20 protein-coding genes are annotated in these 23735 nt (G+C 72.3%); 12 read left to right on the forward strand and 8 right to left on the reverse strand.

Translation table 11 applies throughout. The features are described 5' to 3' along the window. Window positions 1-43: 43 nt before the first annotated feature. Entirely contained in the window at window positions 44-2056 is a 2013-nt protein-coding gene (locus tag IEJ02_RS13915; protein WP_223863779.1) for a glycosyltransferase family 2 protein, read from the forward strand. Between the two features lie 173 nt (window positions 2057-2229). Here the strand turns inward: IEJ02_RS13915 and IEJ02_RS13920 are convergent, their stop codons facing one another. From IEJ02_RS13920 to IEJ02_RS13935, 4 genes are all read right to left on the reverse strand, one after another. Continuing rightward, complete coding sequence (locus tag IEJ02_RS13920) at window positions 2230-3159, reverse strand: glycoside hydrolase family 6 protein (RefSeq protein WP_223863780.1); 930 nt, start codon at window positions 3157-3159, stop codon at window positions 2230-2232. Window positions 3160-3463: 304 nt separating this feature from the next. Then, window positions 3464-4147 carry a cytochrome b/b6 domain-containing protein gene (locus tag IEJ02_RS13925; RefSeq protein WP_275559238.1) on the reverse strand — a complete coding sequence of 228 codons (684 nt, stop codon included), beginning with the start codon at window positions 4145-4147 and terminating at the stop codon, window positions 3464-3466. Between the two features lie 19 nt (window positions 4148-4166). Then, entirely contained in the window at window positions 4167-4901 is a 735-nt protein-coding gene (locus tag IEJ02_RS13930; protein ID WP_191065151.1) for a molybdopterin-dependent oxidoreductase, read from the reverse strand. Window positions 4902-5132: 231 nt separating this feature from the next. After that, window positions 5133-6788: an FAD-binding dehydrogenase gene (locus IEJ02_RS13935; RefSeq protein ID WP_191065152.1), complete on the reverse strand. Its 1656-nt coding sequence runs from the start codon at window positions 6786-6788 to the stop codon at window positions 5133-5135. A gap of 490 nt (window positions 6789-7278) precedes the next feature. Here IEJ02_RS13935 and IEJ02_RS13940 point away from each other — a divergent pair, with 490 nt between their 5' ends. The 4 genes from IEJ02_RS13940 to IEJ02_RS13955 all read left to right on the forward strand — a co-directional run bounded on the left by IEJ02_RS13940 (window position 7279) and on the right by IEJ02_RS13955 (window position 9501). Next, window positions 7279-8130, forward strand: coding sequence for a hypothetical protein (locus IEJ02_RS13940; protein ID WP_191065153.1), 852 nt, complete (start codon window positions 7279-7281; stop codon window positions 8128-8130). 29 nt (window positions 8131-8159) lie between these two features. Continuing rightward, window positions 8160-8696 carry an NUDIX domain-containing protein gene (locus tag IEJ02_RS13945; protein ID WP_191065154.1) on the forward strand — a complete coding sequence of 179 codons (537 nt, stop codon included), beginning with the start codon at window positions 8160-8162 and terminating at the stop codon, window positions 8694-8696. Between the two features lie 77 nt (window positions 8697-8773). Continuing rightward, entirely contained in the window at window positions 8774-9145 is a 372-nt protein-coding gene (locus tag IEJ02_RS13950) for a YidH family protein (RefSeq protein ID WP_275559239.1), read from the forward strand. A gap of 17 nt (window positions 9146-9162) precedes the next feature. Beyond that, window positions 9163-9501, forward strand: a complete 339-nt coding sequence (locus IEJ02_RS13955) for a DUF202 domain-containing protein (protein WP_191065156.1) — start codon at window positions 9163-9165, stop codon at window positions 9499-9501. 48 nt (window positions 9502-9549) lie between these two features. Here the strand turns inward: IEJ02_RS13955 and IEJ02_RS13960 are convergent, their stop codons facing one another. Continuing rightward, window positions 9550-10476 (reverse strand): NADP-dependent oxidoreductase, encoded by a 927-nt coding sequence (locus IEJ02_RS13960; protein ID WP_191065157.1) that lies wholly within the window; start codon window positions 10474-10476, stop codon window positions 9550-9552. A 417-nt stretch (window positions 10477-10893) separates the two neighbouring features. Here IEJ02_RS13960 and IEJ02_RS13965 point away from each other — a divergent pair, with 417 nt between their 5' ends. The 3 genes from IEJ02_RS13965 (at window position 10894) to IEJ02_RS13975 (ending at window position 13987) form a co-directional block, all read left to right on the forward strand. After that, window positions 10894-11916 (forward strand): phosphotransferase family protein, encoded by a 1023-nt coding sequence (locus IEJ02_RS13965; RefSeq protein WP_191065158.1) that lies wholly within the window; start codon window positions 10894-10896, stop codon window positions 11914-11916. 7 nt (window positions 11917-11923) lie between these two features. Further along, complete coding sequence (locus tag IEJ02_RS13970) at window positions 11924-13138, forward strand: acyl-CoA dehydrogenase family protein (protein WP_191065159.1); 1215 nt, start codon at window positions 11924-11926, stop codon at window positions 13136-13138. A gap of 204 nt (window positions 13139-13342) precedes the next feature. Then, window positions 13343-13987, forward strand: a complete 645-nt coding sequence (locus IEJ02_RS13975) for a TetR/AcrR family transcriptional regulator (protein ID WP_191065160.1) — start codon at window positions 13343-13345, stop codon at window positions 13985-13987. A gap of 51 nt (window positions 13988-14038) precedes the next feature. On the opposite strand, the gene IEJ02_RS13980 is transcribed toward IEJ02_RS13975, so the two are convergent. Both IEJ02_RS13980 and IEJ02_RS13985 read right to left on the reverse strand, forming a co-directional pair. Then, window positions 14039-14500, reverse strand: coding sequence for a MaoC family dehydratase (locus tag IEJ02_RS13980; RefSeq protein ID WP_191065161.1), 462 nt, complete (start codon window positions 14498-14500; stop codon window positions 14039-14041). Window positions 14501-14720: 220 nt separating this feature from the next. Beyond that, on the reverse strand, window positions 14721-15332 hold the full coding sequence (locus IEJ02_RS13985; protein ID WP_191065162.1) for a hypothetical protein: 612 nt from the start codon (window positions 15330-15332) through the stop codon (window positions 14721-14723). 200 nt (window positions 15333-15532) lie between these two features. Here IEJ02_RS13985 and IEJ02_RS13990 point away from each other — a divergent pair, with 200 nt between their 5' ends. Then, complete coding sequence (locus IEJ02_RS13990; protein ID WP_191065163.1) at window positions 15533-18367, forward strand: penicillin acylase family protein; 2835 nt, start codon at window positions 15533-15535, stop codon at window positions 18365-18367. An 83-nt stretch (window positions 18368-18450) separates the two neighbouring features. Here IEJ02_RS13990 and IEJ02_RS13995 read toward each other — a convergent pair whose 3' ends face one another. After that, window positions 18451-19767, reverse strand: coding sequence for a serine-threonine protein kinase (locus IEJ02_RS13995; RefSeq protein WP_191065164.1), 1317 nt, complete (start codon window positions 19765-19767; stop codon window positions 18451-18453). A gap of 299 nt (window positions 19768-20066) precedes the next feature. On the opposite strand from IEJ02_RS13995, the gene IEJ02_RS14000 reads away from it, so the two are divergent. From IEJ02_RS14000 to IEJ02_RS14010, 3 genes are all read left to right on the forward strand, one after another. Beyond that, on the forward strand, window positions 20067-21107 hold the full coding sequence (locus IEJ02_RS14000; RefSeq protein WP_191065165.1) for a LysR family transcriptional regulator: 1041 nt from the start codon (window positions 20067-20069) through the stop codon (window positions 21105-21107). Window positions 21108-21239: 132 nt separating this feature from the next. Further along, window positions 21240-22022 (forward strand): SDR family oxidoreductase, encoded by a 783-nt coding sequence (locus tag IEJ02_RS14005; RefSeq protein WP_191065166.1) that lies wholly within the window; start codon window positions 21240-21242, stop codon window positions 22020-22022. A gap of 68 nt (window positions 22023-22090) precedes the next feature. Further along, window positions 22091-23734 carry a class I adenylate-forming enzyme family protein gene (locus IEJ02_RS14010; protein ID WP_191065167.1) on the forward strand — a complete coding sequence of 548 codons (1644 nt, stop codon included), beginning with the start codon at window positions 22091-22093 and terminating at the stop codon, window positions 23732-23734. Window position 23735: the final 1 nt, after the last annotated feature.

The raw sequence follows: 23735 nt of genomic DNA on the forward strand, positions 1-23735 counted from the left end.
TGGCGCGACATTCGGTTCGAGCCAGCCCCGCGGGAGTGCCCAGATGTCTGCACCGACCCCCGTCAGAGATTCCCCCCGGAAAACCACCGCACGCGCCGTAGCCGGGCCGCCGCCCGCGCGTACCGCGTCGGATTCCCGCGTCCCGCACCGCCGTCCCACCCCGGTGTACGAGTACAAGCGGTACAGCGAACTGGCGGGCCCGCTGGCCAAGGCCCCGGTGGACCGCCCCTACCGGGTGCGCTGCCGGAGCCTGCTGGCGCAGGAGCCGCACCGGTTCCGCGCCGCGCTGCTGCTGTGCGCGGCGCCGGTGTGCTCGGCGGTGCTGCTGCTGTGGCTGCTGCACCCGGACCACTGGGTGGAGCGCGACTACGCACCGGGGTGGCAGCGGGCGGCGGACCTGGCGATGCTGGTCTCGATCGCGCTGATCGAGGGGTTTCGCCTGTTCACGGTCGTCTCCAACGCCCATGCCACGCTGGTGGCGCGGGACCCGGTGCCGGTGGTGGCCGAGCCTGGGACCCGGGTGGCGTTCCTGACCAGCTTCGTGCCCGGCAAGGAGCCGATCGCGATGGTCCGGGCCACGCTGGAGGGGGCGGTGCGGATCCGGCACACCGGGCCGCTGGACGTCTGGCTGCTCGACGAGGGGGACGACGACGAGGTAAAGGCGCTGTGCAAGCGGCTGGGCGTACGGCACTTCTCGCGCAAGGGCGTCGAGAAGTGGAATCAGCCGAAGGGCGCTTTCCGGGCGCGGACCAAGCACGGGAATTACAACGCCTGGCTGGACGCGCACGGCGACGGCTATGAATTCATGGCGTGTGTGGACACCGACCACGTACCGCTGCCCAACTTCCTGGAGCGCATGCTGGGTTACTTCCGGGATCCGGATATCGCCTTCGTGGTCGGCCCGCAGGTCTACGGGAATTACGACACCCCGGTCACCAAGGCCGCCGAAAGCCAGCAGTTCCTTTTCCACGCGCTGATCCAGCGGGCCGGAAACGCCTATGGCGGCCCGATGTTCGTGGGCACCAACAACGCGGTGCGGATCAGCGCGCTGCGCTCGATCGGCGGGCTGTACGACTCGATCACCGAGGACATGGCCACCGGTTTCGAGCTGCACCGCCACCGCAACCCGGCGACCGGGAAGAAGTGGCGCTCGGTCTACACCCCCGATGTGCTCGCGGTCGGCGAGGGGCCGAGCACCTGGACGGACTTCTTCACCCAGCAGATGCGGTGGAGCCGCGGCACCTACGAGACCGTGCTCAAGCAGTTCTGGAAGGGCCCGTTCACCCTGTCGCCGGGCAAGCTGCTGAACTACTCGCTGATGATCGCGTACTACCCGATGACCGCGGTCAACTGGCTCCTCTCCGCGCTGTCGTGCGCGCTGTTCCTGGTGCTGGGCGCCGCCGGGCTCCACATCCCGGCCGAGATGTGGATGATGCTCTACAGCGACGCGGCGATGCTCCAGATCGGGCTGTACATCTGGAACCGCCGGCACAACGTCTCCCCGCACGAGCCGGAGGGCTCCGGCGGGCTGGCCGGGATGGTGCTCTCGGCGCTGTCCGCCCCGATCTACGCCAAGTCGCTGTGCGACGCGGTGCTGCGGCGCACCAGCCGGTTCGTGGTCACGCCCAAGGGCGACTCGTCCAGCCCCGACCGGCTCTCCACGTTCCGTATCCATCTGCTGTGGGCGGGGGTGTTCGGCTCTTCGCTGGTCGGCTCGTTCTTCCTGGGGCACACCCATGCGGTGATGCGGACCTGGGCGGTGCTCGCCCTGGCCCTGTGTCTGGCTCCGGTGGCGATCTGGTCGGTGGGGCTGCTGCGCCGCGAGCGGAAGCGTCCGGCGCATGGCACGGTGCCGACGGCGCGCGACGCGGCCAGCCCCTGCGCGACACCGAAGGATCCTTATGCGGCTCCGCCGCGTGGCAGGGGCTCCGCGCCGGGCCCCGGGGCCTGGGGCGGAGCCCCGGTATTGGGAAGGGGGCGGGGAGAGGGAAGCACCGATATGCGGCTCCGCCGCGTGGCCCGCCGCGGGCGTCACGATCCGTCGGATGTCTCCTGAGCAGATCGGAGGAAGTCCGCTCTGGTTCGGGCAGCGCCCCGAAGGGGCGCGGGGCTGTGCCGATGTGCGGCTCCGCCGCGCGGCTGTGTCGATATGCGGCTCCGCCGCGTGGGACCAGCCACGACGGCGCCGCAGACGGCCGACGACGCATCGCGGCACTTCCAGCGGAGCGCTCAGCGGCGATGGGGGGCGTTACGGGCCAGGTCGAGCGCGTACTTGGTCCACCAGTGGCCCGCCGGAGGGCCGCCGTTGCAGGTGCCGTCGGACTCCCCGGGCCGTTTGATCCACAGATAGGCGTCCACGAGGGGGTCCCCGGTGTGGGTGCTGGGCGGCTCGCCCAGCGCCCGTCCCGGCGGGTTGCACCAGGAGTCCCGCGCCCGGATGCCGTGCCGGGCCGCGCCGCGGGCCCGCAGCGGACCGTTGCCGTTGCGGCTGGTGTCGATGATGAAGTGGGCCTTGTCGAGGGCGGTGGAGAGCCGGTGGCCGTACGCCTTGGTGCGGCGGGTCGGCTGGAAGTTGGAGACGTTCAGCGCGAAGCCGTCCGCCTGCTCGATACCGGCCTCGCGCAGCGGCCGCACCAGCCGGGCGGGATTCTTGATCCAGCCCGGGTTCCCGGCGTCCAGGTACACCTGGACGCGGGGCAGCGCGGCGAACAGGGCGACCGCGTCGCGGAGCATCTCCAGCCGGGCCTTGCGCAGCCTGCGCGGCACACAGCCGTCGACCAGCTGGGCCACCGCGTCGGGCTCCAGGACGACGATCGCCCTGCGATCGCCGATACCGAGGGTGAACTGCTCGATCCACCACCGGTAGTCCGTGCGGTTCCGCGCGCCGCCCGCCGAGTACCGCCCACAGTCGCGGTACGGGATGTGATAGGCCACCAGAACCGGGGTGGACCCGGTCCGCGCCGCCGACTCGGTGATGGAGCGGGCCCGTTCCCGGGGCGGCGCGGGGCCGAACCATTCGGCGACCGGCTGCTGGGCGATCTGCCGGATGAGCGCGGCGTCGCCGTTCTTCCCCTCGTGTTCCCGTTCATGAGCCTGCCGGGCGGCGGGGCTGTCCGGGTTCACCCAGAGCCCCCCGCGCCGCAGCGGGGACTCGAACATGCGGCATCCACTCAGCGGAAGCATCACCGCGAGGCATACGGCGGCATGCAGCCAAAGCCGCATAACGGATGTTCTTACACCTTTGTGTCGCATGCGACGAATCATGGCACCGGGTGTCACGGGTTCAGCGGACGCGGCGTTCGTGGCCACCGGTTTGGGGCCCCGCGCCCGGTCCGGGTGGCCGTCCCGGGTGGCCTGGGCGTACCGTCCCGGGCGTACCGTCCGGGCGTACCGTCCGGGCGTGCCGAGGCCCCCGGGGACGCGGCGCTCCCGGCGCCCTCGGCGCTCCCGCGAGCTGAGCGGTTCAGCGCTCGCGGCTCTCCCCCGCGTCCTCGTCCGTACGCCACAGCGGGTGCTCCCGGGCCGCCCACGCCCGCTCGACCCGGCCCGTGCGCATCCCGCGCCGGGCCTCCGGATCGGCGAGCGCCTTGCCGATGTGGCCGAGCAGGACGATGCCGATGGCCAGCGCCAGCCAGTCGTGGACGAAGGTGGCGCTGGTGCGCCACACCAGCGGGGCCAGACCGGTGAACCACATCAGCAGCCCGGTGCCCGCCATCACCAGCACCGCGCCCGCGATGTACCCCGCGTACAGCTTCTGCCCGGCGTTGAACTTCCCCGCCGGGCGCTCCTGGTGCCGGTGGTCGCGCCGCAGCGCCGCGCGCAGCCAGCGGCGGTCGTGCGGGCCGAAGCGGTTGAGGCGGCTGAGATCGGCGCGGAAGGCGCGGGAGACGAGGCCGAGCAGGGCCGGGAGGGGCGTCAGGATGCCGGTCCACTCGTGAACGGTGACGACGAGGGCGCGCCGGCCGACGAGTTCGGCGAGCGCGGGCAGGTAGAGACAGGCCGCGCTGAGCACGCACGCGCCCAGCAGGAGGGCCGTGGTGCGGTGGATCCAGCGCTCGGCGGGGCTGAACCGGAGCACCCGGGACCCGCCGTCCCGGTCGTCGGCCCGTGGCGGAGGGGCCGCCGTCCGCTCAGGCGGTGGGGTCATCTCGGACGGTGGCGTCGTCTCAGGCGGTGGGGTCATCGTCGCGTCCGTTCGACCTGCCGACCCAGGCGTCGACGTCATAGCCCCGCTCCTCCCAATAGCCGGGCCGCACCTCATCGGTGACGGTGATACCGGAGAGCCATTTCGCCGACTTGTAGAAGTACATCGGCGCCACGTACAGCCGCACCGGCCCGCCGTGGGAGTGGCCGAGCGGCTTGTCCCGCAGCTTCAGCGTGACCAGCACGTCCGGCCGCCGCGCCTGGTCGAGGGTCAGGCTCTCGCTGTACGCGCCGTCGAAGCAGGTGAAGCGGACGGCCTTGGCCCCTCGGCGCACCCCGGCGGCGTCGAGCAGCGTCGACAGCCGCACCCCCTCGAACGGGGTCTCGGGTACCCGCCAGCCGGTGACGCACTGGACATCGCGCACCAGGCGGGTCTGCGGCAGCGCGCGCAGATCGGCGAGGCGGTACGCGCCGGGCTTGTCGACGAGTCCGTCGACGGTGAGGCGGTAGTTGCCGTCGTCCTTGTGGGGCACGGAGGAGGTGACGGAGTAATAGCGGAAGCCGCCGCCGTTGGGGAGGAGTCCGGTCACCCCCGTCGGGTCCTTGTCGGCCACCGCGCCCAGGGCGGCCTCCAGCCGGCCCTGGAGCCAGGGGGCCGCGGCCATCGCGCCCGCGCCGAGACCGAGCATGCCGAGGACGAGGCGCCGGCCGACGGGCGCGCCGTGGCCGTCGGGTCCGGCACCGGTGTTGGGGTCCATGGATCGATGAGAGCACCGGGCGGGGGTGGTGCGCCATCTCCTGCCGGGATTCGTCAGACTTCGGTAAGACTCCGGAAGCGGGGCCTGTCGCGGCGCGCCGGGGACTACGGGGTGCCCGGCGCGACGTGCCCCGCCCCTTCCCGCGGCATCCGGATGCGGCTCCGCCGCGTGGCCCGCCGGAGGCGTACGCCTACCGCCGGATACCCGCCGGATACCCGCCCCCTACCCCCCCTACCCCACCGCCTCGGCCGCCGCGCGGCCCGCCGTACGGCCCGAGAAGAGGCAGCCGCCCAGGAAGGTGCCCTCCAGGGAGCGGTAGCCGTGCACTCCGCCGCCGCCGAAGCCCGCCGCCTCCCCGGCCGCGTAGACGCCGGGCAGCGGTTCGCCGCCCTCGGTCAGGACGCGGGAGGAGAGGTCCGTCTCCAGGCCGCCGAGGGTCTTACGGGTCAGGATGTGCAGCTGCACGGCGATCAGCGGGCCCGCCTTGGGGTCGAGCATACGGTGCGGGGCAGCGGTGCGGATGAGCCGGTCGGCGATGTACTTGCGGGTCCCGCGCAGGGCGGTGACCTGGAGGTCCTTGGTGTACGGGTTGGCGATCTCGCGGTCCCGGGCGACGATCTCCCGCCGCAGTTCGGCCTCGTCGATCAGCGGCTCCTTGGTGAGCTCGTTCATCCGCCGGACCAGCGCCGGCAGCGACCGCTCGACGATGAAGTCCGCGCCGTGGTCCATGAACGCCTGGACCGGGCCCGGCGCCCCGGCCCGCCCGCGGCCGATCACATCGCGGACGCTCTTGCCGGTGAGGTCCGGGTTCTGCTCGGAGCCGGAGAGCGCGAACTCCTTCTCGATGATCTTCCGCGTGAGCACGAACCAGGTGTAGTCGTAGCCGGTCCGCATGATGTGCTCGAGCGTGCCGAGGGTGTCGAAGCCGGGGAACAGCGGCACCGGCAACCGCTTGCCGCGCGCGTCGAACCACAGGGAGGACGGGCCGGGCAGGATGCGGATGCCGTGCCGGGGCCAGATGGGGTTCCAGTTCTGGATGCCCTCGGTGTAGTGCCACATCCGGTCGCGGTTGATGATCCGTCCGCCGGCCTCCTCGGCGATGCCGAGCATATGGCCGTCCACATGGGCCGGGACCCCGGAGATCATCCGCTCGGGCGGGGAGCCGAGCCGCTCGGGCCAGTTGGCGCGGACGAGGTCGTGGTTGCCGCCGATGCCGCCGGAGGTGACGATCACGGCTTGGGCACGCAGTTCGAAGGCGCCGGTGACCTCGCGGCCGCTGGGGGTGCCGCGCTCGGCCCGGCTGGGCTCCAGGATGTCGCCGGTGACGGTGTCGACCGTGCCCGCGCTGCGGGCCAGCCCCGTCACCCGGTGCCGGAAGCGCAGCTCGACCAGGCCGCGGGCGACGGCCGCCCGCACCCGCCGCTCGAAGGGGGCGACGATGCCGGGTCCGGTACCCCAGGTGATGTGGAAGCGGGGCACGGAGTTGCCGTGCCCGGTCGCGTCGTAGCCGCCGCGCTCGGCCCAGCCGACGAGCGGGAACAGCCGCAGCCCCTGGGCGTGCAGCCAGGACCGCTTCTCGCCCGCCGCGAAGTCCACGTACGCCTCGGCCCAGCGGCGCGGCCAGTGGTCCTCCTCGCGGTCGAACCCGGCCGTGCCCAGCCAGTCCTGCCAGGCGAGTTCGCGGCTGTCGCGGATGCGCAGGCGGCGCTGCTCGGGCGAGTCGACGAGGAAGAGCCCGCCGAAGGACCAGTGGGCCTGGCCGCCGAGCGACTGCTCGGGCTCCTGGTCGAGCAGGATCACCTTACGGCCGGCGTCGGCCAGTTCGGCGGTGGCCGCGAGGCCCGCGAGCCCCGCGCCGACCACGATCACATCCGCGTCGTACGCCATGGTGTGATGTCCCGTTCTCTTGAACCCTCCCCCAGCCACAGCAGGGGAATTCCTGGCTCAGGAAGCCCCGCAGGTCAGCGACCGACAAGGTCTTACTCCCTCAGCACCAGCCGGGACGGAACCTGCCCGGTTGCCCGAAAGCATTGGGATGCGCCGGCTTGGCTCTCGCTCAGCACGTTGTGCGCACTTGGTTCTCGCAACGCACAACAGGCAGTTTACCCGATCGTGTGGGCAGTCTTTCGCCCCAGAGGCGAAATCCCGTTTCTTGAGCCAGCAGATGCCCGTCCAGCGGCGCCGTGACCGCGATCCTGCCTACCGGCCAGTACGGCGTCAACCCGGGGTGTGGGAGCGGTTTCCGGCCGCCGCCGGCCCGGTGCCGAACGGCCAACTCCCTCGGCGCAACCTGGGCGTGCCCTGGGCGTGGAACAAAAGGTCACATTCGTTCACCGACATTGGACAGGGTTCGGCCAAACGGGCATCATCATCGACCATGGCTGACCGCTCCGTTGAGCACTCAGGGCCGAGGCCCGATGTCGAACGCCGTGTGGTGAACCCGACGCTCATCACGCCAGGCCCGCAGCCCCTCTTAGCCGCGCCGGACGCGGACGAGGCACCACAGGTGCTCCGCGGCGAGGTGATCGGCCCCCGGCACGCCCGCCGCCGCCCGGTGGACAACCGGCGCAAGGCGGCCGCCGGGGCGATTCTGCTGTCGGCCACCGGCGCCGCCACCGCGCTCTTCATGCTCATGGGCAAGGACGCCCGTCAGGCGACGGCCGCCCCCGGACACGACAGCGCGACGGCCGCCCCGGACGAGCCGGAGAGCCACGCCGTCCCGTACGCCGAGGCGGCGGCGGGCGAGACCCCGCTGCGCGGTGCGCGCGCCGAGAAGCCCGAGCCGCAGCGGCCCGCGGCCGCGCGGCCGACGGCGCAGGCCCCGGCGGGCGACTCCGCGCCGGACAAGCCCGCGGCGTCGTCCCCCGGCAAGGGCCGCTCCACCCCGTCCTGGCCGGGCTGGTCGTCCCGGGGACCGGGGCAGTACGACGACTGGCAGGACGCGGCGGAGGCGTTCGACCGCTGGGCCGAGCAGCAGGCGAGGCAGCGCGGCCAGGACGGCGGCTCCGGGCCGTACGGGCCGGGTCAGGGTCAGGGCCAGGGCGGCGGTTACGGGGGCGGCTACGGCGGCGGGTACGGGAACGGGAACGGCGGCGGGGACGGCCACGGCGGCGGCTATGGCGGGGGCAACGGCCATGGCGGCGGGCACGGCTACGGCGGGGGTAACGGCTACGGCGGTGGCTATGGCGGCGAGTACGGAGGCGGCTACGGCGGTGGCCACCGGCGCTGACCTCGCCCCCGATCTGCTTGTATGGCGGTATGCCTGATCAGGAACCGCTTTCCGCCGACGAACTCCTGGACATCGTGGACGAGCGGGACCGCGTGGTGGGCCAGGCCCGACGCGGTGACGCCATGGCCCACCGGCTCCGCCACCGCTGCGTCTTCATCCAGGCGCGGGACGCCCAGGGCCGGATCTTCGTCCATCGCCGCACCGCCGAGAAGCTGGTCTTCCCGTCGCTGTACGACATGTTCGTCGGCGGGGTCGTCGGCGCGGGCGAGGGCTACGACGCGGCGGCGCTGCGCGAGGCGGAGGAGGAGCTGGGGGTGCGGGGGCTGCCCGCGCCCGTACCGCTGTTCTCGTTCCTCTACGAGACGACCGAGCACACGTGGTGGAGCCGGGTCTACGAGGTGCGCTGCGAGCTGCCGGTCGATCCGCAGGCAGAGGAGGTCGCCTGGCACGCCTTCCTCACCGAGGAGGAGCTGACGCGGCGGCTGCCGGAGTGGGAGTGGGTGCCGGACGGGTGGGAGGCGTACCGGCGGCTGGTGGAGTGGCGCCGTGAGAAGGTCGAAAGGTGACGGATCCTTCCGGGCCCTCGGAGCCTTCCCGCCACACCGAGCCGCGTGGCGACGACCGCCCCTCAGCGGTCTCGGACATCCGGCTGTGGTTCGCGCCCGAGCGGCTGCGGGAGGAGGGCAGCACCCCCGACTACCGCTTCTCGCTCGCCAACGAACGGACCTTCCTGGCGTGGCTGCGCACCGCGATGGCGCTGGTGGGCGGCGGGTTCGCGGTCGACCAGTTCCTCCCGGAGACCGGCCGCCCGCTGCGGCTCGCGCTGGCGCTCACGCTGCTGGCGGGCGGCGCGCTGTGCGCCCTGCGGGCCATCAGCCACTGGGTGCGCTGCGAGCGGGCCATGCGGCGCGGCGAGGACCTGCCGGCGTCCCGCTTCCCGATCGTGCTGGGGCTCGCGGTCGGGGTGGTCGCACTGCTGATGGTGATCGTGGCCGCCTTCGGGTGGGGCGGGTGAGCCGGAGGTGTGAGGCGATGCCGGAGGGGAAAGGAACGGGCGGATCCCGAACGCGGGACCGGGACCCCGGCCTCCAGCCGGAGCGGACGCGGCTGGCGTGGCGGCGTACGACGCTGGCGTGCGCGGTGGCCGCCTCGCTCGCGGGCCGGCAGACGCTGCACAGCGGTATCGACCCGGTCTCGCTCGTGGTCCTGGCCCTGGTGGTGCTGGTCTGGCTGGCCTTCCTGGCCCTGGCCCACCACCGCATCCGGGCCATGCACGCGCCCCGGCCGCCCGCCCTGTCCCCGCGGGCGGCCGCGGCGGCCGTGACCTGCACGGTGGCGCTGGCGGCGCTGGGGGCGGCCATGCTGCGGTAGGGCTGGCTGGGCCGGGGCTCAGCCCGGCGCGGGCGGTCGCGGGATCGCTCAGTCCACCGTGATGGCGATCTTGCCCCTGACGTGGCCCTCCATGCTCAGACGCTGCGCGTCCGCCGTCTTCTGGAGGGGGAAGACCGCGGAGACCTCGACGCCGAGGGCGCCGCGTTCGGCGAGGTCGGTGAGGTCCTGGAGGTCGTCGGGGTCGGGGCGGACGAAGACGTAGCGGCCGCCCAGGCCGAGCACGGCGGGGTCGGCGATGGAGGCGAGGCGGCCCTCGGGGGCGAGGAGTTCGGAGGAGACGGCGAGCGCGTCGCCGCCGACGAGGTCGAGCACGGCGTCCACCCCGTTCGGGGCCAGGGTGCGGACCCGGTCGGCCAGGCCCTCCCCGTACACCGTCGGCTCGGCGCCCAAAGCCCGCAGATACTCGTGGTTGCGCTCCCCCGCCGTGCCGATCACCCGCGCCCCCATGTGCCGGGCCAGCTGCACCGCCATCGAGCCGACCCCGCCCGCCGCCGCGTGCACCAGCACCGTGTCGCCCTCGCCGACCCGCAGCGCCCGCACCAGCGACTGGTACGCCGTCAGGCCCGCCAGCGGGATGCCCGCGGCCTGGGTGAAGGAGAGGTTCCGCGGCTTGCGGGCGAGGGTGCGGACGGGCGCGGCCACGTACTCGGCGCAGGTGCCCCGGGAGAGGAAGTCCTCCCGTACGTAACCGATCACCTCGTCACCGGGCTGGAACCCCGTCACCGCCGGGCCCGGCCGCTCCACGACCCCCGCGACGTCCCAGCCGGGGATGACCGGGAAGACCGCGTCCAGGACCGGCTCGAGGTATCCGGCCTGCGCCTTCCAGTCGACGGGGTTCACGGCGGCGGCCTTGACCCTGATCAGCACGGAGTCGGGGCCGACCTTGGGCTCCGGCCGCTCCCCGTACTCCAGGACCTCGGGGCCGCCGTAGCGGCGGTAGCTTATGGCCTTCATGGTGGCGCTCCTCGTGGCTCTCGCGGCTTTCGCGATTCGTTCTGCGCGGCGTTCGTTCTGCGCGGCGTTCGTTCTGCGCGGCTCTCGTGGCTTCTCGCGACTTCTCGTGGCTCTCGCGGTTCCGGCGGTTTTCGCGTTCCCCATTTCTCGCCGTTCTCGCGTCCCCGCGTTCGCGGCGTTCCTCGCCCGGCTCCTCCCCTACGACGCTCCTGCTCCCCCACCACCACCGCAAATCCGCACCGCCCGGCCGCTACCCCAGCCCCGCTACGCCGCCAGCGGCGGCAGCGCGGCTCCGCCCCGCCGCGGAACCCATGCGCCCGGGACCCGAGACGCACTGGACTACATACCGACTGGTCGGCATCATGAGGCGGGACGGACGGTCCACCGTTCCCCGGATACGAGTACGAGAGAGGTTCGATGAACGCAGGCAATCCCCCAGGGCTCGACCTCGAACGGCTCCGCGCCCACCTCGACCGCGAACGCGCCGGGCTGGTGCGCGCGCCGCTGAGTGCCGAGCTGATCGAAGGCGGCCGATCGAATCTCACCTACACCGTCACCGACGGCACGTCCCGCTGGGTGGTCCGCCGTCCGCCGCTGGGCCATGTGCTCGCCACCGCCCATGACATGGCGCGGGAGCACCGGGTGATCAGCGCCCTGCACCCGACGGCCGTGCCGGTGCCGAAGCCGGTGCTGCTGTGCGAGGACGAGTCGGTCATCGGATCGTCCTTCTACGTCATGGAGTTCGTCGACGGCACCCCGTACCGCACCGCCGAGCAGCTCGCCGGCATCGGCCCGGAGCGCACCCGGGAGGTCGTGCTCTCCCTCGTCGACACGCTCGTGACGCTGCACTCCGTGGACCCGGCCGGGGTCGGGCTCGGCGACTTCGGGCGCCCGGAGGGGTTCCTGGAGCGGCAGCTGCGCCGCTGGAGCAAGCAGCTGGCCGCCTCGCGCAGCCGTGAGCTGGCCGGGATCGACGAGCTGCACACCCGGCTCGCCAAGGCGCTCCCGGACTCCCCCGCGCCCACGGTCGTCCACGGCGACTACCGCCTCGACAACGTCCTGGTGAATGCCGACGACCGGATCACGGCGATCCTCGACTGGGAGATGTCCACGCTCGGCGATCCGCTGACCGACCTCGGACTGATCGTGATGTACAGCGGTCATCCACAGCTCGCCGGCTCCCCCATCTCCTCCACCCAGGGCGCCCCCGGCCACCCCTCCACGGACGAGCTGATCCAGCGCTACGCCGAGGGTTCGGGACGCGATGTCAGCGGCGTCTCCTGGTACACCGCCTTCGCCTACTTCAAGCTCGCGGTGATCCTCGAGGGCATCCACTACCGCTACACCCTCGGCCAGACGCTCGGCGCGGGCTTCGACCGCATCGGTGACATCGTCCCCGCCTTCATCGACCACGGCCTCACCACCCTCCAGGAGAGCTGATCCCGTCATGGACTTCGCATTCGACGCCCGGACCGAAGAGCTGCGCGCCAAACTGCTCGCCTTCATGGACGAGCACGTCCATCCGGCGGAGGCGGTCGCCGAGGAGCAGCGGGCCGCCCTGGACTCCCCCTGGCTGACCCCGCCGATCGTCGAGGAGCTCAAGGCCGAGGCCCGCCGCCAGGGGCTGTGGAACCTCTTCCTGCCCGACGCCGAGTACGGCGCGGGGCTGACCAATCTCCAGTACGCCCCGCTCGCGGAGATCACCGGCCGCAGCCCCCAGCTGGCCCCCACCGCCCTGAACTGCGCCGCCCCGGACACCGGCAACATGGAGGTGCTCGCCCAGTTCGGCGACGAGCGGCAGCGCAAGCAGTGGCTGGAGCCGCTGCTCGCGGGCGAGATCCGGTCGGCCTTCGCGATGACCGAGCCGGAGGTCGCCTCGTCCGACGCGACCAACATCGAGACCCGGATCGAGCGCGACGGCGACGAGTACGTCATCACCGGCCGCAAGTGGTACATCTCCGGGGCGATGAACCCCGACTGCAAGATCTTCATCGTGATGGGCAAGACCGACCCGGAGGGCGCCGATGTGCGCCGCCAGCAGTCGATGGTGCTGGTGCCGCGCGACACCCCGGGCGTCGAGGTGCGGCGGGCGATGCGGGTGTACGGCTACGAGGACCACTACCACGGCGGCCACGCCGAGGTGGTCTTCGACCGGGCGCGGGTGCCGGTGAGCAACCTCATCGGCGAGGAGGGCGGCGGTTTCGCCATCGCCCAGGCCCGCCTCGGCCCCGGCCGGATCCACCACTGCATGCGGCTCATCGGCATGGCCGAGCGCGGCATCGAGCTGATGTGCCGGCGGGCGGTGGCCCGGCAGGCGTTCGGCAGGGCGCTGGCCCAGCAGGGGCAGGTGCACGAGTGGATCGCGGACGCGCGGGTGGCGGTCGAGCAGCTGCGGCTGCTGGTGCTGAAGACGGCCTGGCTGATGGACACGGTGGGCAACCGCGAGGCGCACACCGAGATCCAGGCCATCAAGATCGCGACTCCGCGTACGGTGGTGGGGATCCTGGACCGGGCGGTGCAGTTGCATGGCGCGGGTGGGGTGAGCCAGGACTTTCCGCTGGCGGAGCTTTGGGCTGCCGCGCGGACGTTGCGGCTCGCGGACGGTCCGGATGAGGTGCATCAGCGGTCGCTGGCGCGGCGGGAGCTGAAGCGGTACGTCTGAGCGGGGCGCGGGGTTGGTTCCCCACCCCGCCCCTTCCCGTAACCGGGGGGCACCCCCGGCCCCCACCGCAGGGGCGCCACCCCCACACCCCCGCCGGGGCTCCGCCCCCACACCCCCGCCGGGGCTCCGCCCGGCGCACCTTCCAGGTGGCGGTGCGCGGCAACCCCCTAAGCGCTTGCTCACTCTCCGTGTAGGGTGTGCGCCATGGACGCGGAGCCGAAGAACACCGGAGGCAAGGCCGAGCCCTGGGACGACATCACTCCCGACGCCGCCCGGCGGCTGGTGAGCGCCGCCGTGCACGCCTTCGCGGAGCGTGGCTACCACGCCACCACCACCCGGGACATCGCCAGCCGCGCCGGAATGAGCCCGGCCGCCCTCTACATCCACTACAAGACCAAGGAAGAGCTGCTCTACCAGATCAGCAAGGTCGGCCATGAGCGGGCCCTGGCGATCGTGGAGCGGGCGCGGGACAGCGAGGGCACCCCCGCCGAGCGGCTGGTCGACGCCGTCCGCTCCTTCGTCCGCTGGCACGCCGAGCACCACACGACCGCGCGCGTGGTGCAGTACGAGCTCGGCGCGCTCGCCGAGGAGCACCACGCCGAGGTCATCGCGGTCCGCAAGGCCACGGACGGGGCGGTGCGCTCGATCATCGAGGACGGGGTGAAGGCGGGCGTCTTCGACGTCCCGGACGTCCGTGGCACCACGGTCGCGGTGCTGTCCCTGTGCATCGACGTCGCCCGCTGGTTCAACGCCGCCGGGCGCAGCACCCCCGACGAGGTCGGCGACCTCTACGCGGGTCTGGTGCTGCGCATGGTGGGGGCCGGCGGCAGTGGGGACGGCCGGTCGTAGGGCGGTCGCGAGGGGCGACGGCCGCCGTCGGCCGTGGCGGCGAGGCCGTCGTCAGCGGTAGAAGCGGACGACGGACTCCGCCACGCACACCGGCTTGTCGCCGCCCTCCCGCTCCACGGTCACCGTCAGCGTCATCTGGAGACCGTCCTTGACCTCGGCCGCCTCCACGATCCGGCCGGTGGCGCGCAGCCGGGAGCCGACCGGGACGGGGGAGGGGAAGCGGACCTTGTTGACCCCGTAGTTGATGCCCATCCGCACACCCTCGACCCGCAGTAGCTGCGGGGTGAACGACGGCAGCAGGGACAGCGTCAGATAGCCGTGCGCGATCGTGGTGCCGAACGGACCGGCGGCCGCCTTCTCCGGGTCCACATGGATCCACTGGTGGTCGCCGGTCGCGTCGGCGAACAGATCGATGCGCTTCTGGTCGATCTCCAGCCAGTCGCTGGGGCCGAGTTCCTCGCCGACCGCGGACCGCAGTTCATCGGGCGAGGTGAAGATCCTGGGCTCTGCCATGCGTGCCTCCCGGGCAACCACTCACTAAGCGACTGCTCAGCATGGTCGGCTGACCAGGGCCCTGTCAACGCGGCCCGCGCCGACGCGGCCACCGGCGTGCGTCAGCGGTCAACCACGAGTGTCAGTGGTCGACGGCGGTCTCAGGGATTCCGGCGCGCTCGCCGGTCGTCCGGTGCGCGAAGGCTCCGACGAGCGCGCTCCCGGCCGGGGCGGCCGGGTGTCATACGGTGGCGTACCGGCTCATCCGGACCGCGCGCCGGGCCGCCGCCAGGGCCTCGGTGGTCAGCAGCGGCAGCGGCACCACGATGCCGCAGTCCGCGCAGACCGGCCCGGCCGAGGGATAGCGGTCCAGGTCCTCGCGCCAGATCAGCCCCGGCCGGGCACACACCGGGCAGACCGCCCCCGGGCCCGACTCCATCGCGGCGATCAGCCGTCGCAGCACATCCGCGAGGCGGTCGTCGGGATGGGCCGAGGGGCTCTCGCAGGGGAGGATGTCGCATCCGCCCCAGGTCCGCAGATGCCAGTCGTCGACAGCGCTCGGCTGCCGGATGCCGAGAAGTTTCTCCTGCCTGCGCCGGGCGGCGAAGTCCGCCTCGTACGCGAGCCACAGCGTGCGGGCCTCCTCGAGCTCCTCAAGGGCGGTGAGCAGTCGTAGGGGGTCCGGCCTGCGATCCTCCGGGATGATCCCGGAGCGGGTGCACAGATGGTGCCAGGTCGCCCGGTGCCCGTACGGCGCGAACCGTTCCAGGCATTTGCGCAGCGATGTGCGCCGAGCGGTGATGTGTCTGCGTGGATTGCGAACCTCTCGGGCGAGTGCTCTGAAACCGGCCACTTCCTACCACCTCCGCGATTGCGGACCCGACTCGTTGTCGAATGGACGTAACGCAGCGCGATCCGGATCCATCGAATTCCCTGGATCTTCGCGGGCAGTCCTCATCCGTCCGCGAGCGGAAAGAAGTTGACGTCCGCTCATCTTCCGGGCCGCTCATACCGCCGGTAACCTCCGTCCGACGGCAATCGGGAGGAGCGCACATGCGACGACGAACCCCCAGGCCCACCAGAACCCGCAAGCTCACCAGTACCGTGCTCGCCGCGGCCGCCGCGCTCGGCCTCGGCATCGCCCTCGCGGCCCCGGTGCCCCAGCCGGCCCGGGCGGAGCCCGCCGCGGCGGCCGCCACCGACTACTGCCGGGGCCAGTGCTCCGACATCCTCCCGCCGGGCGCCACCGGCAACGCCACCCTCGCCGACATCCTCGCCAACCGGGTGCTGGGCACCCACCCCGAGCACAGCACCGACCAGCTCGGCCCGTACGGCGATCTGGCGAGCGGCTACCCCACCCTCACCGACGACAAGCTCAACAGCTTCTTCAACGACTCCTCCTTCGGAGTCCCCGCCGACCAGGTCGCCTCCGTGACCAAGCCGCGCGACGACGTCACGATCACCCGCGACAAGAAGACCGGCGTCCCGCACATCCAGGGCACCACCCGCGAGGGCACCGAGTTCGGCGCCGGATACGCCGCCGCCCAGGACCGGCTGTGGCTGATGGACCTCTTCCGCCACGTGGGCCGCGGCGAGCTGACCCCCTTCGCCGGCGGCGCCCCCGCCAACCAGGGCCTGGAGCAGGACTTCTTCCGCCAGGCGCCGTACACCGAGGCCGACTATCAGGCGCAGATCGACTACATCCTGGCCACCGGCGGCGAGCGCGGAAAGCAGGCGCTGGCCGACGCCCAGGCGTATGTCGACGGCATCAACGCCTACGCCAAGAAGTCCAAGGACGGCCGGTACTTCCCCGGTGAGTACGTGCTCACCGGCCATATCGACGCGATCACCAACGCCGGTGAGATCCAGCCGTTCAAGCTCACCGACCTGATAGCCCTCGCCTCCGTCGTCGGCGCGCTCTTCGGCAACGGCGGGGGCGGCGAGGTGGAGGGCGCGCTCTCGCTGCTCGCCGCCCAGCAGAAGTACGGCCTCGCCGAGGGCACCAAGGTGTGGGAGTCCTTCCGGGAGCGCAACGACCCGGAGGCGGTGCTGACCGTACGGGACGGCAGCTTCCCGTACGCCGGCAAGCCCTCCGCGCCCAAGGGCACCGCCCTGCCCGACGCCGGCTCGGTCACCCCCGAACAGCTCGTCTACGACCGCGAGGGCGGCGCCGCCACCAAGGCCCGCACCCAGGTCAAGGCCCCCAAGCCGGCCCTGGAGCCGCTGCGCGGCATCTACGACGACGGGGTGCTGCCCCGGGATCTGTTCAGCCGTAAGAAGGGCATGTCCAACGCGCTCGTGGTCTCCGGCAAGTACACCGCGAGCGGCCACCCGGTGGCCGTCTTCGGCCCCCAGACCGGCTACTTCGCCCCGCAGCTGCTGATGCTCCAGGAGATCCAGGGCCCGGGGATCAGCGCCCGCGGCGCCTCCTTCGCGGGGGTCGGGATGTACGTCCAGCTCGGCCGGGGCCAGGACTACGCCTGGAGCGCCACCACCTCGGCCCAGGACATCACCGACACCTACGCGGTCGAGCTGTGCTCCCCGGACGGCTCAGCGCCGGCCAAGGACTCCACGTACTACCGCTACCGCGGCGCCTGTGTGCCGATGGACAAGCTGGAGCGGCGCAACGCCTGGAAGCCCACCCTGGCCGACTCCACCGCCGCCGGCTCGTACCGGATGCAGGTCTACCGCACCAAGTACGGGCTGGTGACCCATCGCGCGACCGTCGGCGGCAAACCGGTGGCCTACACCGTGCTGCGCTCCACCTACCGCCACGAGGCCGACTCCATCATCGGCTTCCAGATGCTCAACGACCCCGGCCACGTGACCGACGCCGCGTCCTTCCAGAGCGCGGCGCAGCACATCAACTACACCTTCAACTGGTTCTACGCCAACTCCCGGCAGACCGGCTACTACAACAGCGGGCTCAACCCGGTGCGCGCCGCGGACGTCGACCCCTCGCTGCCGGTGAAGGCCGAAACCCCCTACGAGTGGCGGGACTTCGACCCCAAGGACAACACCGCCGCCACCACCCCGCCCGCCGAACACCCCCAGTCCATCGACCAGGACTACTACATCAGCTGGAACAACAAGCTGGCCAAGGACTACAGCACGGCCGGTTTCGGCAACGGCTCGGTGCACCGCGGCAACCTCCTCGACGACCGGGTGCGCGCCCTGGTCCGCAAGGGCGGGGTCACCCGCTCGGCGCTCACCCGGGCGATGGCCGAGGCCGCCGTCACCGATCTGCGCGGCGAGGACGTGCTGCCGGAGCTGCTGAAGGTGGTGCGCTCCAAGCCCATCGACGACCCCCAGCTGGCCACCGCCGTGCAACAGCTGGAGTCCTGGCAGTCGGCGGGCTCACAGCGCCATGAGACCAGCGCCGGATCGCACACCTACGGGCACGCCGACGCGGTACGGATCATGGACGCCTGGTGGCCGCTGCTGGTCGAGGCCGAGTTCAAGTCCGGCCTGGGCGACGGGCTCTACGACGCGCTGCGCGCCAACCTGACCGTCGACGAAGCGCCCTCGGCCGGACACGGCCCCACCGGCTCGCACGCCGGGTCGTCCTTCCAGTACGGCTGGTGGTCCTATGTCGACAAGGATCTGCGCACGGTCCTCGGCGAGGACGTCAAGGGCCCGCTGGCCCGCCCGTACTGCGGCGACGGGCAGCTGAGCGCCTGCCGTGACGCCCTGCTGACCAGCCTGAAGACGGCCGTGGGCAAGACCGCCGCCCAGGTCTACCCGGGGGACGACAACTGCTCCGCGGGCGACCAGTGGTGCGCCGACGCCATCATCCACCGGCCGGTCGGCGGGCTCACCCACGACAAGATCAGCTGGCAGAACCGGCCGACCTTCCAGCAGGTGGTGGAGTTCCCGGCCCACCGCTGAGGCCGTGAGGGGCGGGGCCCCGCACCCGGCGAGGCCCCGCCCCGGTCCGGTCCCGCATCCGGCGAGGCCCCGCCCCCGGTCCGCTACCCCTCTCCGATCCGGCCCGCGCGCAGCACCACCCGGGCCAGCTCCTCGTGGCAGATGTCGCTGTGCGCCCCGGCCGGCGGCACACCGTGCCGGACCACCTCCGAGACATCGACGCTCACACAGCCCCCGGCCGGGAACGGGCCGTCCAGCGCCTCGGCCAGCTCCAGCCGCGGGCAGCCCTCCACCGCCCGGACGCCGTCGTACCCGATCGCCCCCCAGCGGATGTCGTCCGGCAGCAGCGAGGCATCGTCCCAGGACACCCGCGACGCCACCGGGTACAGCAGCCCCAGCGCGGTGTCATGGCGCGAATGGCAGGACACCACCGGCCCGCTGACCCGGCGCGGGGCGTCGTGCAGCACCCCGCCGCGGTCGGCCGCGTGCGGCAGCCGCTCCGCGAAGGCGTAGTGCGAGAACGCGCCCTGGAGCAGGGTCACGGACGCCACCGTGGCACCCTCCGGCAGCCCGGTGAGCGCGAACGACACCAGCCGGCCGCCGAAGCTGTGGCCGACCAGATGGAGCCGCGGCGCGGGGCGGAGGGCCGCGAGGGAGCCGAGCACCGGCCCCAGGCCCTCGCGCCCGACCGTGCCGGCCCGCCGCTTCATCACGTAGTACGTCCCCTGGCGCAGCAGCTCGTGCGCACCGTCCCAGAGGCCGCCGAGCCCGCTGTCGAAGACGGCGCGGTCCTCGGCGTCGGTCTTCCCGCGCGCCTCGGTGAGCGCGGCGGCGAACCGCTCACAGACCTCGGTCACGTCCTCGCCGAACATCGCCGGTACGCCGTCCTCGTCCGCCTCCGCGTCCGTGTCCGCCGCGTCCCCCGCGCCGCCGGACATCCCGCGGACCCGCACCAGACCGCGCACCAGCACCGCGAACTCGTCCAGTGCCACCGGTCGTTCCGGCCGCTCGGCCAGCAACTCCGCGAGGCGCGCCACGATCTGCTGCCGCCCCGGGAAGACCGCGTCCAGCGCCCGGTGGGTCTCCGGGTCCAGTCCCGGCGGCGCGCCGGGCGCCTGCTCCCGGGGTAACCCCCCGAGCGACTCGTCGGCGAACCGCATCGACGGCCACACCACTCCCACATAGCCCGGCCTCACCGGGCCGCCCGCCTCGCCGAGCAGCCCCGGGAAGGGCGCGAAGAAGCGGTCGTACAGCCGTGTGGCCATCGTCCGGGTGTTGTTCCAGCCGTGCGAGAACACCACCAGATCGGTGAGTCCCTGCTGAGCGGCCTGTTCCAGCAGCCGGTCCCGCTGCCGGGTGTCGACGTCCCCGTCGGCGTCGAATCTCAGCTCCCAGTACGGCCCTACGCTCATCCCCGTCATCGTTCTTTCCCCTCGGATGGTCCGATGTGCGTGCATCGTCCCAACTGCCCCGACCGCTGGCCATACGACACGCATACGGTCGCCGTCGGACAATCGGCCAGCCGTTCGACTTACCCGGAATGGGGCGGGTGGAACCTGGAATGCCGGGCTCCGTCATCATCCTGCGATGGGGAATTCCCGAATATCCATCGGAAGAATATCGCCGCTGTTCTCGGGATCAGTACATGACAAGCCGCTGCACTATGCTGCGAACGGAAACGTCATTGGGGTGCCGAATACTCTTCGAGCGGAAGGCCGGAATGCCCTTAAAGGATCGATGGCAGTACCCGACGGCGCTGCTGGACACCACGATGGACCAGCTCAGGACGTTGCTCGCGGTCCATGAGGCGGGCACCGCGCTGGGCGCCGCCCGGCTGCTGGGGCGGGAGCAGTCCAGTGTGCAGAAACAACTGGACACCCTGAACCGGAACTTCGGCGCACTGTGCGGTGAGCCGCTGGTGGTCAAACGGGGACGCGGTCAGAATGTGCTCTTCACCACGACCGGGGAGTCGCTCGCCGGACTCGCGCGCGGCACCCTGGAGGACTGGCGCGAGGAGCTGCACGACTGCCGCCGCCGGCTCGGCAGTCGGCTCGTGGTCGGCTCAACCCGTTACATCCTCGGCTTTCTGCTGAATGCCGTGGAGTTGGTCACCGAGGAATTCGAGGGCCGGGGCGTCGAGCTCAAGGTCGAGCACGTACGCACCCGGGACCTGCTCCAGCGGCTCGACGCCAAGGAGCTCGACCTGGTCTGCGGCAGCGTCCTCACCACGGCGGGCCACGACGGCCGGCTCGACGGCTTCGAGGTGATGGAGTGGCGGCGCAGCGGTCTTTCCCTGGTCACCAACCTCGACGCCGAGGAGCTGCCCGGGCCCTCGGTCCCGGTGAGCGAGCTGCCCCGGCTGCCGCTCGCGGTCTCGGCCGACGGCCTCATACCTGGCTTCCTGCGCGGCTGGTTCGGCGCCCGCTACCGCCAGGAGCTGCACATCGCGGCCGAGATCGACACCGTGAGTTACGGTCTTGAGCTGCTCTCCTCGGGGGTGGTGCGCGGCTGTGTGCTGGTCACCGAGGGCATCGGCGACGCGGTGGCCGACGGGCGGATCCGGGCCGGGGCGGGGCTGCGCACCCTGGAGCTGACCGACGGCATGGGGCCGGAGCTGGAAGTGCTGGTCGGGGTGTTCGTACGGGCCGGGGAGCGCACCGCGCAGGACGCCGGCCATCCGCTCAATGTGCTGTGGGGCGCGCTCGCCGGGGAGAACGCGCGGTGGCGCGGCGTCATGCGCAAGGGGCGCCCCGGTCGGTAACCCACCCGTCGTCGGCGGGTAACCGCCCGGCCGCCCGTGGGGTGGCGGATATGCCTCTTCCGTTTGCACATACCGACTGGTTAGTCTGCTGCGGCAGGAGCCTGACCGAGTCGATCCGAGGAGCTGCGAGACGTGGGTACCGTGCGTGGGGCGCGTGTAGTGGTCACCGGAGCGGGCGGCGGCATCGGCGCCGCCCTCGCCCGGCGCTTCGCCGCCGAGGGCGCCCAGGTCGTGGTCAACGACCTCGACGCCGCCAAGGCCGCCTCCGTCGCCGGGGAGATCGGCGGGATCTCCGTCCCCGGGGACGCCTCCGGTGTCGTACCCGCGGCGCGCGAGGCGCTGGGCGGCGGCATCGACGTCTTCTGCGCCAACGCGGGCGTCGGCCACGACGGCGGCCCCGAGGCCGACGAGGCGTTGTGGCAGCAGTCCTGGGACGTCAATGTGATGGCCCATGTGCGGGCCGCCCGGGAGCTGTTGCCCGAGTGGCTGGAGCGCGGCAGCGGCCGCTTCGTGGCCACCGTCTCCGCCGCCGGGATCCTCACCATGGTCGGCTCGGCGCCGTACGCGGTCTCCAAGCACGCCGCGCTCGCCTTCGCCGAATGGCTCTCGGCCACCTACCGCCACCGCGGCATCGGCGTCCACGCCGTCTGCCCGCAGGGAGTGCGCACCGACATGCTCACCGCCTCCGGGACCGCCGGGGAGCTGGTGCTGGCGCCCACCGCGATCGAGCCCGAGCAGGTGGCCGACGCCGTCCTCGCGGGCATCGACGAGGAGCGCTTCCTGATCCTTCCGCACCCCGAGGTGGCCCGCCACTACGCCTCCCGCGCCGGTGACACCGACCGCTGGCTGGGCGGCATGAACAAGCTGCAGCGCAAGCTCGAACAGCTCGAGGCGGCGTCCGGGACCTCGGGCTGACCCCGCGGGCCGGTACCCGCGTACGCTCCGCCCACCACCCTCACCCCCGTCCAGACAGGGCCGCCCCCATGACGACGTACCAGGACCAGCCATGGCTCGCTCAGCTCACTGAGAAACAGCGCCAGAGGATCACCCCGCGGCCGAGTCCGCTGCACGCCTTCCGGGACGCCGTGCGCACCGCCCCCGACCATCCGGCGCTCGCCTACTTCGACGGACGGCTGACCTACCGCGAGACCGACGAGCTCTCCGACGGCATAGCCGGCCATCTCGCCGAGCGCGGCTTCCGGCCCGGCGACCGCCTCGCGATCATGCTTCAGAACACTCCGCACTTCGTGCTCGCGCTGCTGGGGGCGTGGAAGGCGGGCGGTACGGTCGTCCCGGTCAACCCCATGTACAAGGGCGCCGAGCTCGCGCACATCCTCGGCGACGCCGAGGTGAGCGCCCTGGTCTGCTCCCGCCACGGCTGGGAGGACTACATACGCGACACGGCCGCCGCGTCCCCGGTGCGCATCGCGCTCACCGCCGACGCCCGCGACCTCCAGACCCGCGACGACGAGCGGGTGCTGCGCGACCGGCCCATCCCGGTGCCCGGGGACACCGAGGACCTCCTCGCCGTCGCCCGCGCCGGGGCCCGCCCGCCGTCCGTCCCCGCCCCCGGCGCCGATAACATCGCGCTGATCAGCTACACCTCCGGGACCAGCGGCACCCCCAAGGGCGCCACCAACACCCACGGCAACATCTCCTACAACGCCGACCGGCAGCACATCCTCCATGAGCTGCCCACCGGTTCGACGCTCTTCGCGCTGGCCCCGCTGTTCCACATCACCGGGATGGTCTGCCAGCTGTGCGCGTGCATGTCCGGAGCCGGCACCCTGGCCCTGGCCTACCGCTTCGAGACCGGCGTCGTCCTCGACGCCTTCGCCGAGCACCGCCCCCTCTACACCGTGGGCCCCTCCACCGCCTTCATGGCGCTGATGGCTGACCCCCGGGCCACCCGCGACCACTTCTCGTCCTTCCGCATCATCTCCTCCGGCGGCGCCCCGCTGCCGCCCGCGCTGGTCGAGCGGTTCCAGTCCGGCTTCGGTCCGTATCTGCACAACGGCTACGGGCTCACCGAGTGCACCGCCCCCTGCGCCAGCGTCCCGCCCGGGGTCCGCGCCCCCGTCGACCCGGTCTCCGGCACCCTCGCCGTCGGCGTCCCCGGCGCCGACACCATCGTGCGCATCGCGGACGACGAGGGGCGGGACGTGCCGTTCGGCGAGCAGGGCGAGATCGTCGTCCGCGGCCCGATGGTGGTGCCCGGCTACTGGCGGCGCCCGGAGGCGACCGCGGCCGCCCTCCCGGACGGGGAGCTGCGCACCGGCGACATCGGTTTCATGGACGAGGGCGGCTGGCTGTACGTGGTCGACCGCAAGAAGGACATGATCAACGCATCGGGTTTCAAGGTGTGGCCGCGTGAGGTCGAGGACGTGCTCTACACTCACCCCGCCGTGCGGGAGGCGGCGGTCGTCGGCAAACCCGACGCGTACCGCGGCGAGACGGTCAAGGCGTATGTGAGCCTCCGATCAGGGGTCGAGGTCACACCGGACGAGCTGTCCGCGTACTGTGCGGAGCGGCTTGCCGCGTACAAGTACCCCCGCGAGGTGGAGATCCTGCCCGAGCTGCCGAAGACGACCAGTGGCAAGATCCTCCGGCGGGAACTGCGAGGATGAG

This window comes from Streptomyces sp. 5-10 (genome assembly GCF_014712245.1).
Lineage (GTDB): Bacteria > Actinomycetota > Actinomycetes > Streptomycetales > Streptomycetaceae > Streptomyces > Streptomyces violaceusniger.

Excerpts from the sequence above, each read along its gene's own strand:
- IEJ02_RS13930 (WP_191065151.1), bottom strand. The coding sequence starts at position 4,901 with ATGGACCCCAACACCGGTGCCGGACCCGACGGCCACGGCGCGCCCGTC.
- IEJ02_RS13970 (WP_191065159.1), top strand. The coding sequence starts at position 11,924 with ATGGACTTCGCATTCGACGCCCGGACCGAAGAGCTGCGCGCCAAACTG.
- IEJ02_RS13915 (WP_223863779.1), top strand. The coding sequence starts at position 44 with ATGTCTGCACCGACCCCCGTCAGAGATTCCCCCCGGAAAACCACCGCA.
- IEJ02_RS13955 (WP_191065156.1), top strand. The coding sequence starts at position 9,163 with ATGCCGGAGGGGAAAGGAACGGGCGGATCCCGAACGCGGGACCGGGAC.
- IEJ02_RS13995 (WP_191065164.1), bottom strand. The coding sequence starts at position 19,767 with ATGACGGGGATGAGCGTAGGGCCGTACTGGGAGCTGAGATTCGACGCC.
- IEJ02_RS13920 (WP_223863780.1), bottom strand. The coding sequence starts at position 3,159 with ATGTTCGAGTCCCCGCTGCGGCGCGGGGGGCTCTGGGTGAACCCGGAC.
- IEJ02_RS13925 (WP_275559238.1), bottom strand. The coding sequence starts at position 4,147 with ATGACCCCACCGCCTGAGCGGACGGCGGCCCCTCCGCCACGGGCCGAC.
- IEJ02_RS14000 (WP_191065165.1), top strand. The coding sequence starts at position 20,067 with ATGCCCTTAAAGGATCGATGGCAGTACCCGACGGCGCTGCTGGACACC.
- IEJ02_RS13960 (WP_191065157.1), bottom strand. The coding sequence starts at position 10,476 with ATGAAGGCCATAAGCTACCGCCGCTACGGCGGCCCCGAGGTCCTGGAG.
- IEJ02_RS14010 (WP_191065167.1), top strand. The coding sequence starts at position 22,091 with ATGACGACGTACCAGGACCAGCCATGGCTCGCTCAGCTCACTGAGAAA.
- IEJ02_RS13945 (WP_191065154.1), top strand. The coding sequence starts at position 8,160 with ATGCCTGATCAGGAACCGCTTTCCGCCGACGAACTCCTGGACATCGTG.
- IEJ02_RS13975 (WP_191065160.1), top strand. The coding sequence starts at position 13,343 with ATGGACGCGGAGCCGAAGAACACCGGAGGCAAGGCCGAGCCCTGGGAC.
- IEJ02_RS13980 (WP_191065161.1), bottom strand. The coding sequence starts at position 14,500 with ATGGCAGAGCCCAGGATCTTCACCTCGCCCGATGAACTGCGGTCCGCG.
- IEJ02_RS13990 (WP_191065163.1), top strand. The coding sequence starts at position 15,533 with ATGCGACGACGAACCCCCAGGCCCACCAGAACCCGCAAGCTCACCAGT.
- IEJ02_RS13965 (WP_191065158.1), top strand. The coding sequence starts at position 10,894 with ATGAACGCAGGCAATCCCCCAGGGCTCGACCTCGAACGGCTCCGCGCC.
- IEJ02_RS13940 (WP_191065153.1), top strand. The coding sequence starts at position 7,279 with ATGGCTGACCGCTCCGTTGAGCACTCAGGGCCGAGGCCCGATGTCGAA.
- IEJ02_RS13935 (WP_191065152.1), bottom strand. The coding sequence starts at position 6,788 with ATGGCGTACGACGCGGATGTGATCGTGGTCGGCGCGGGGCTCGCGGGC.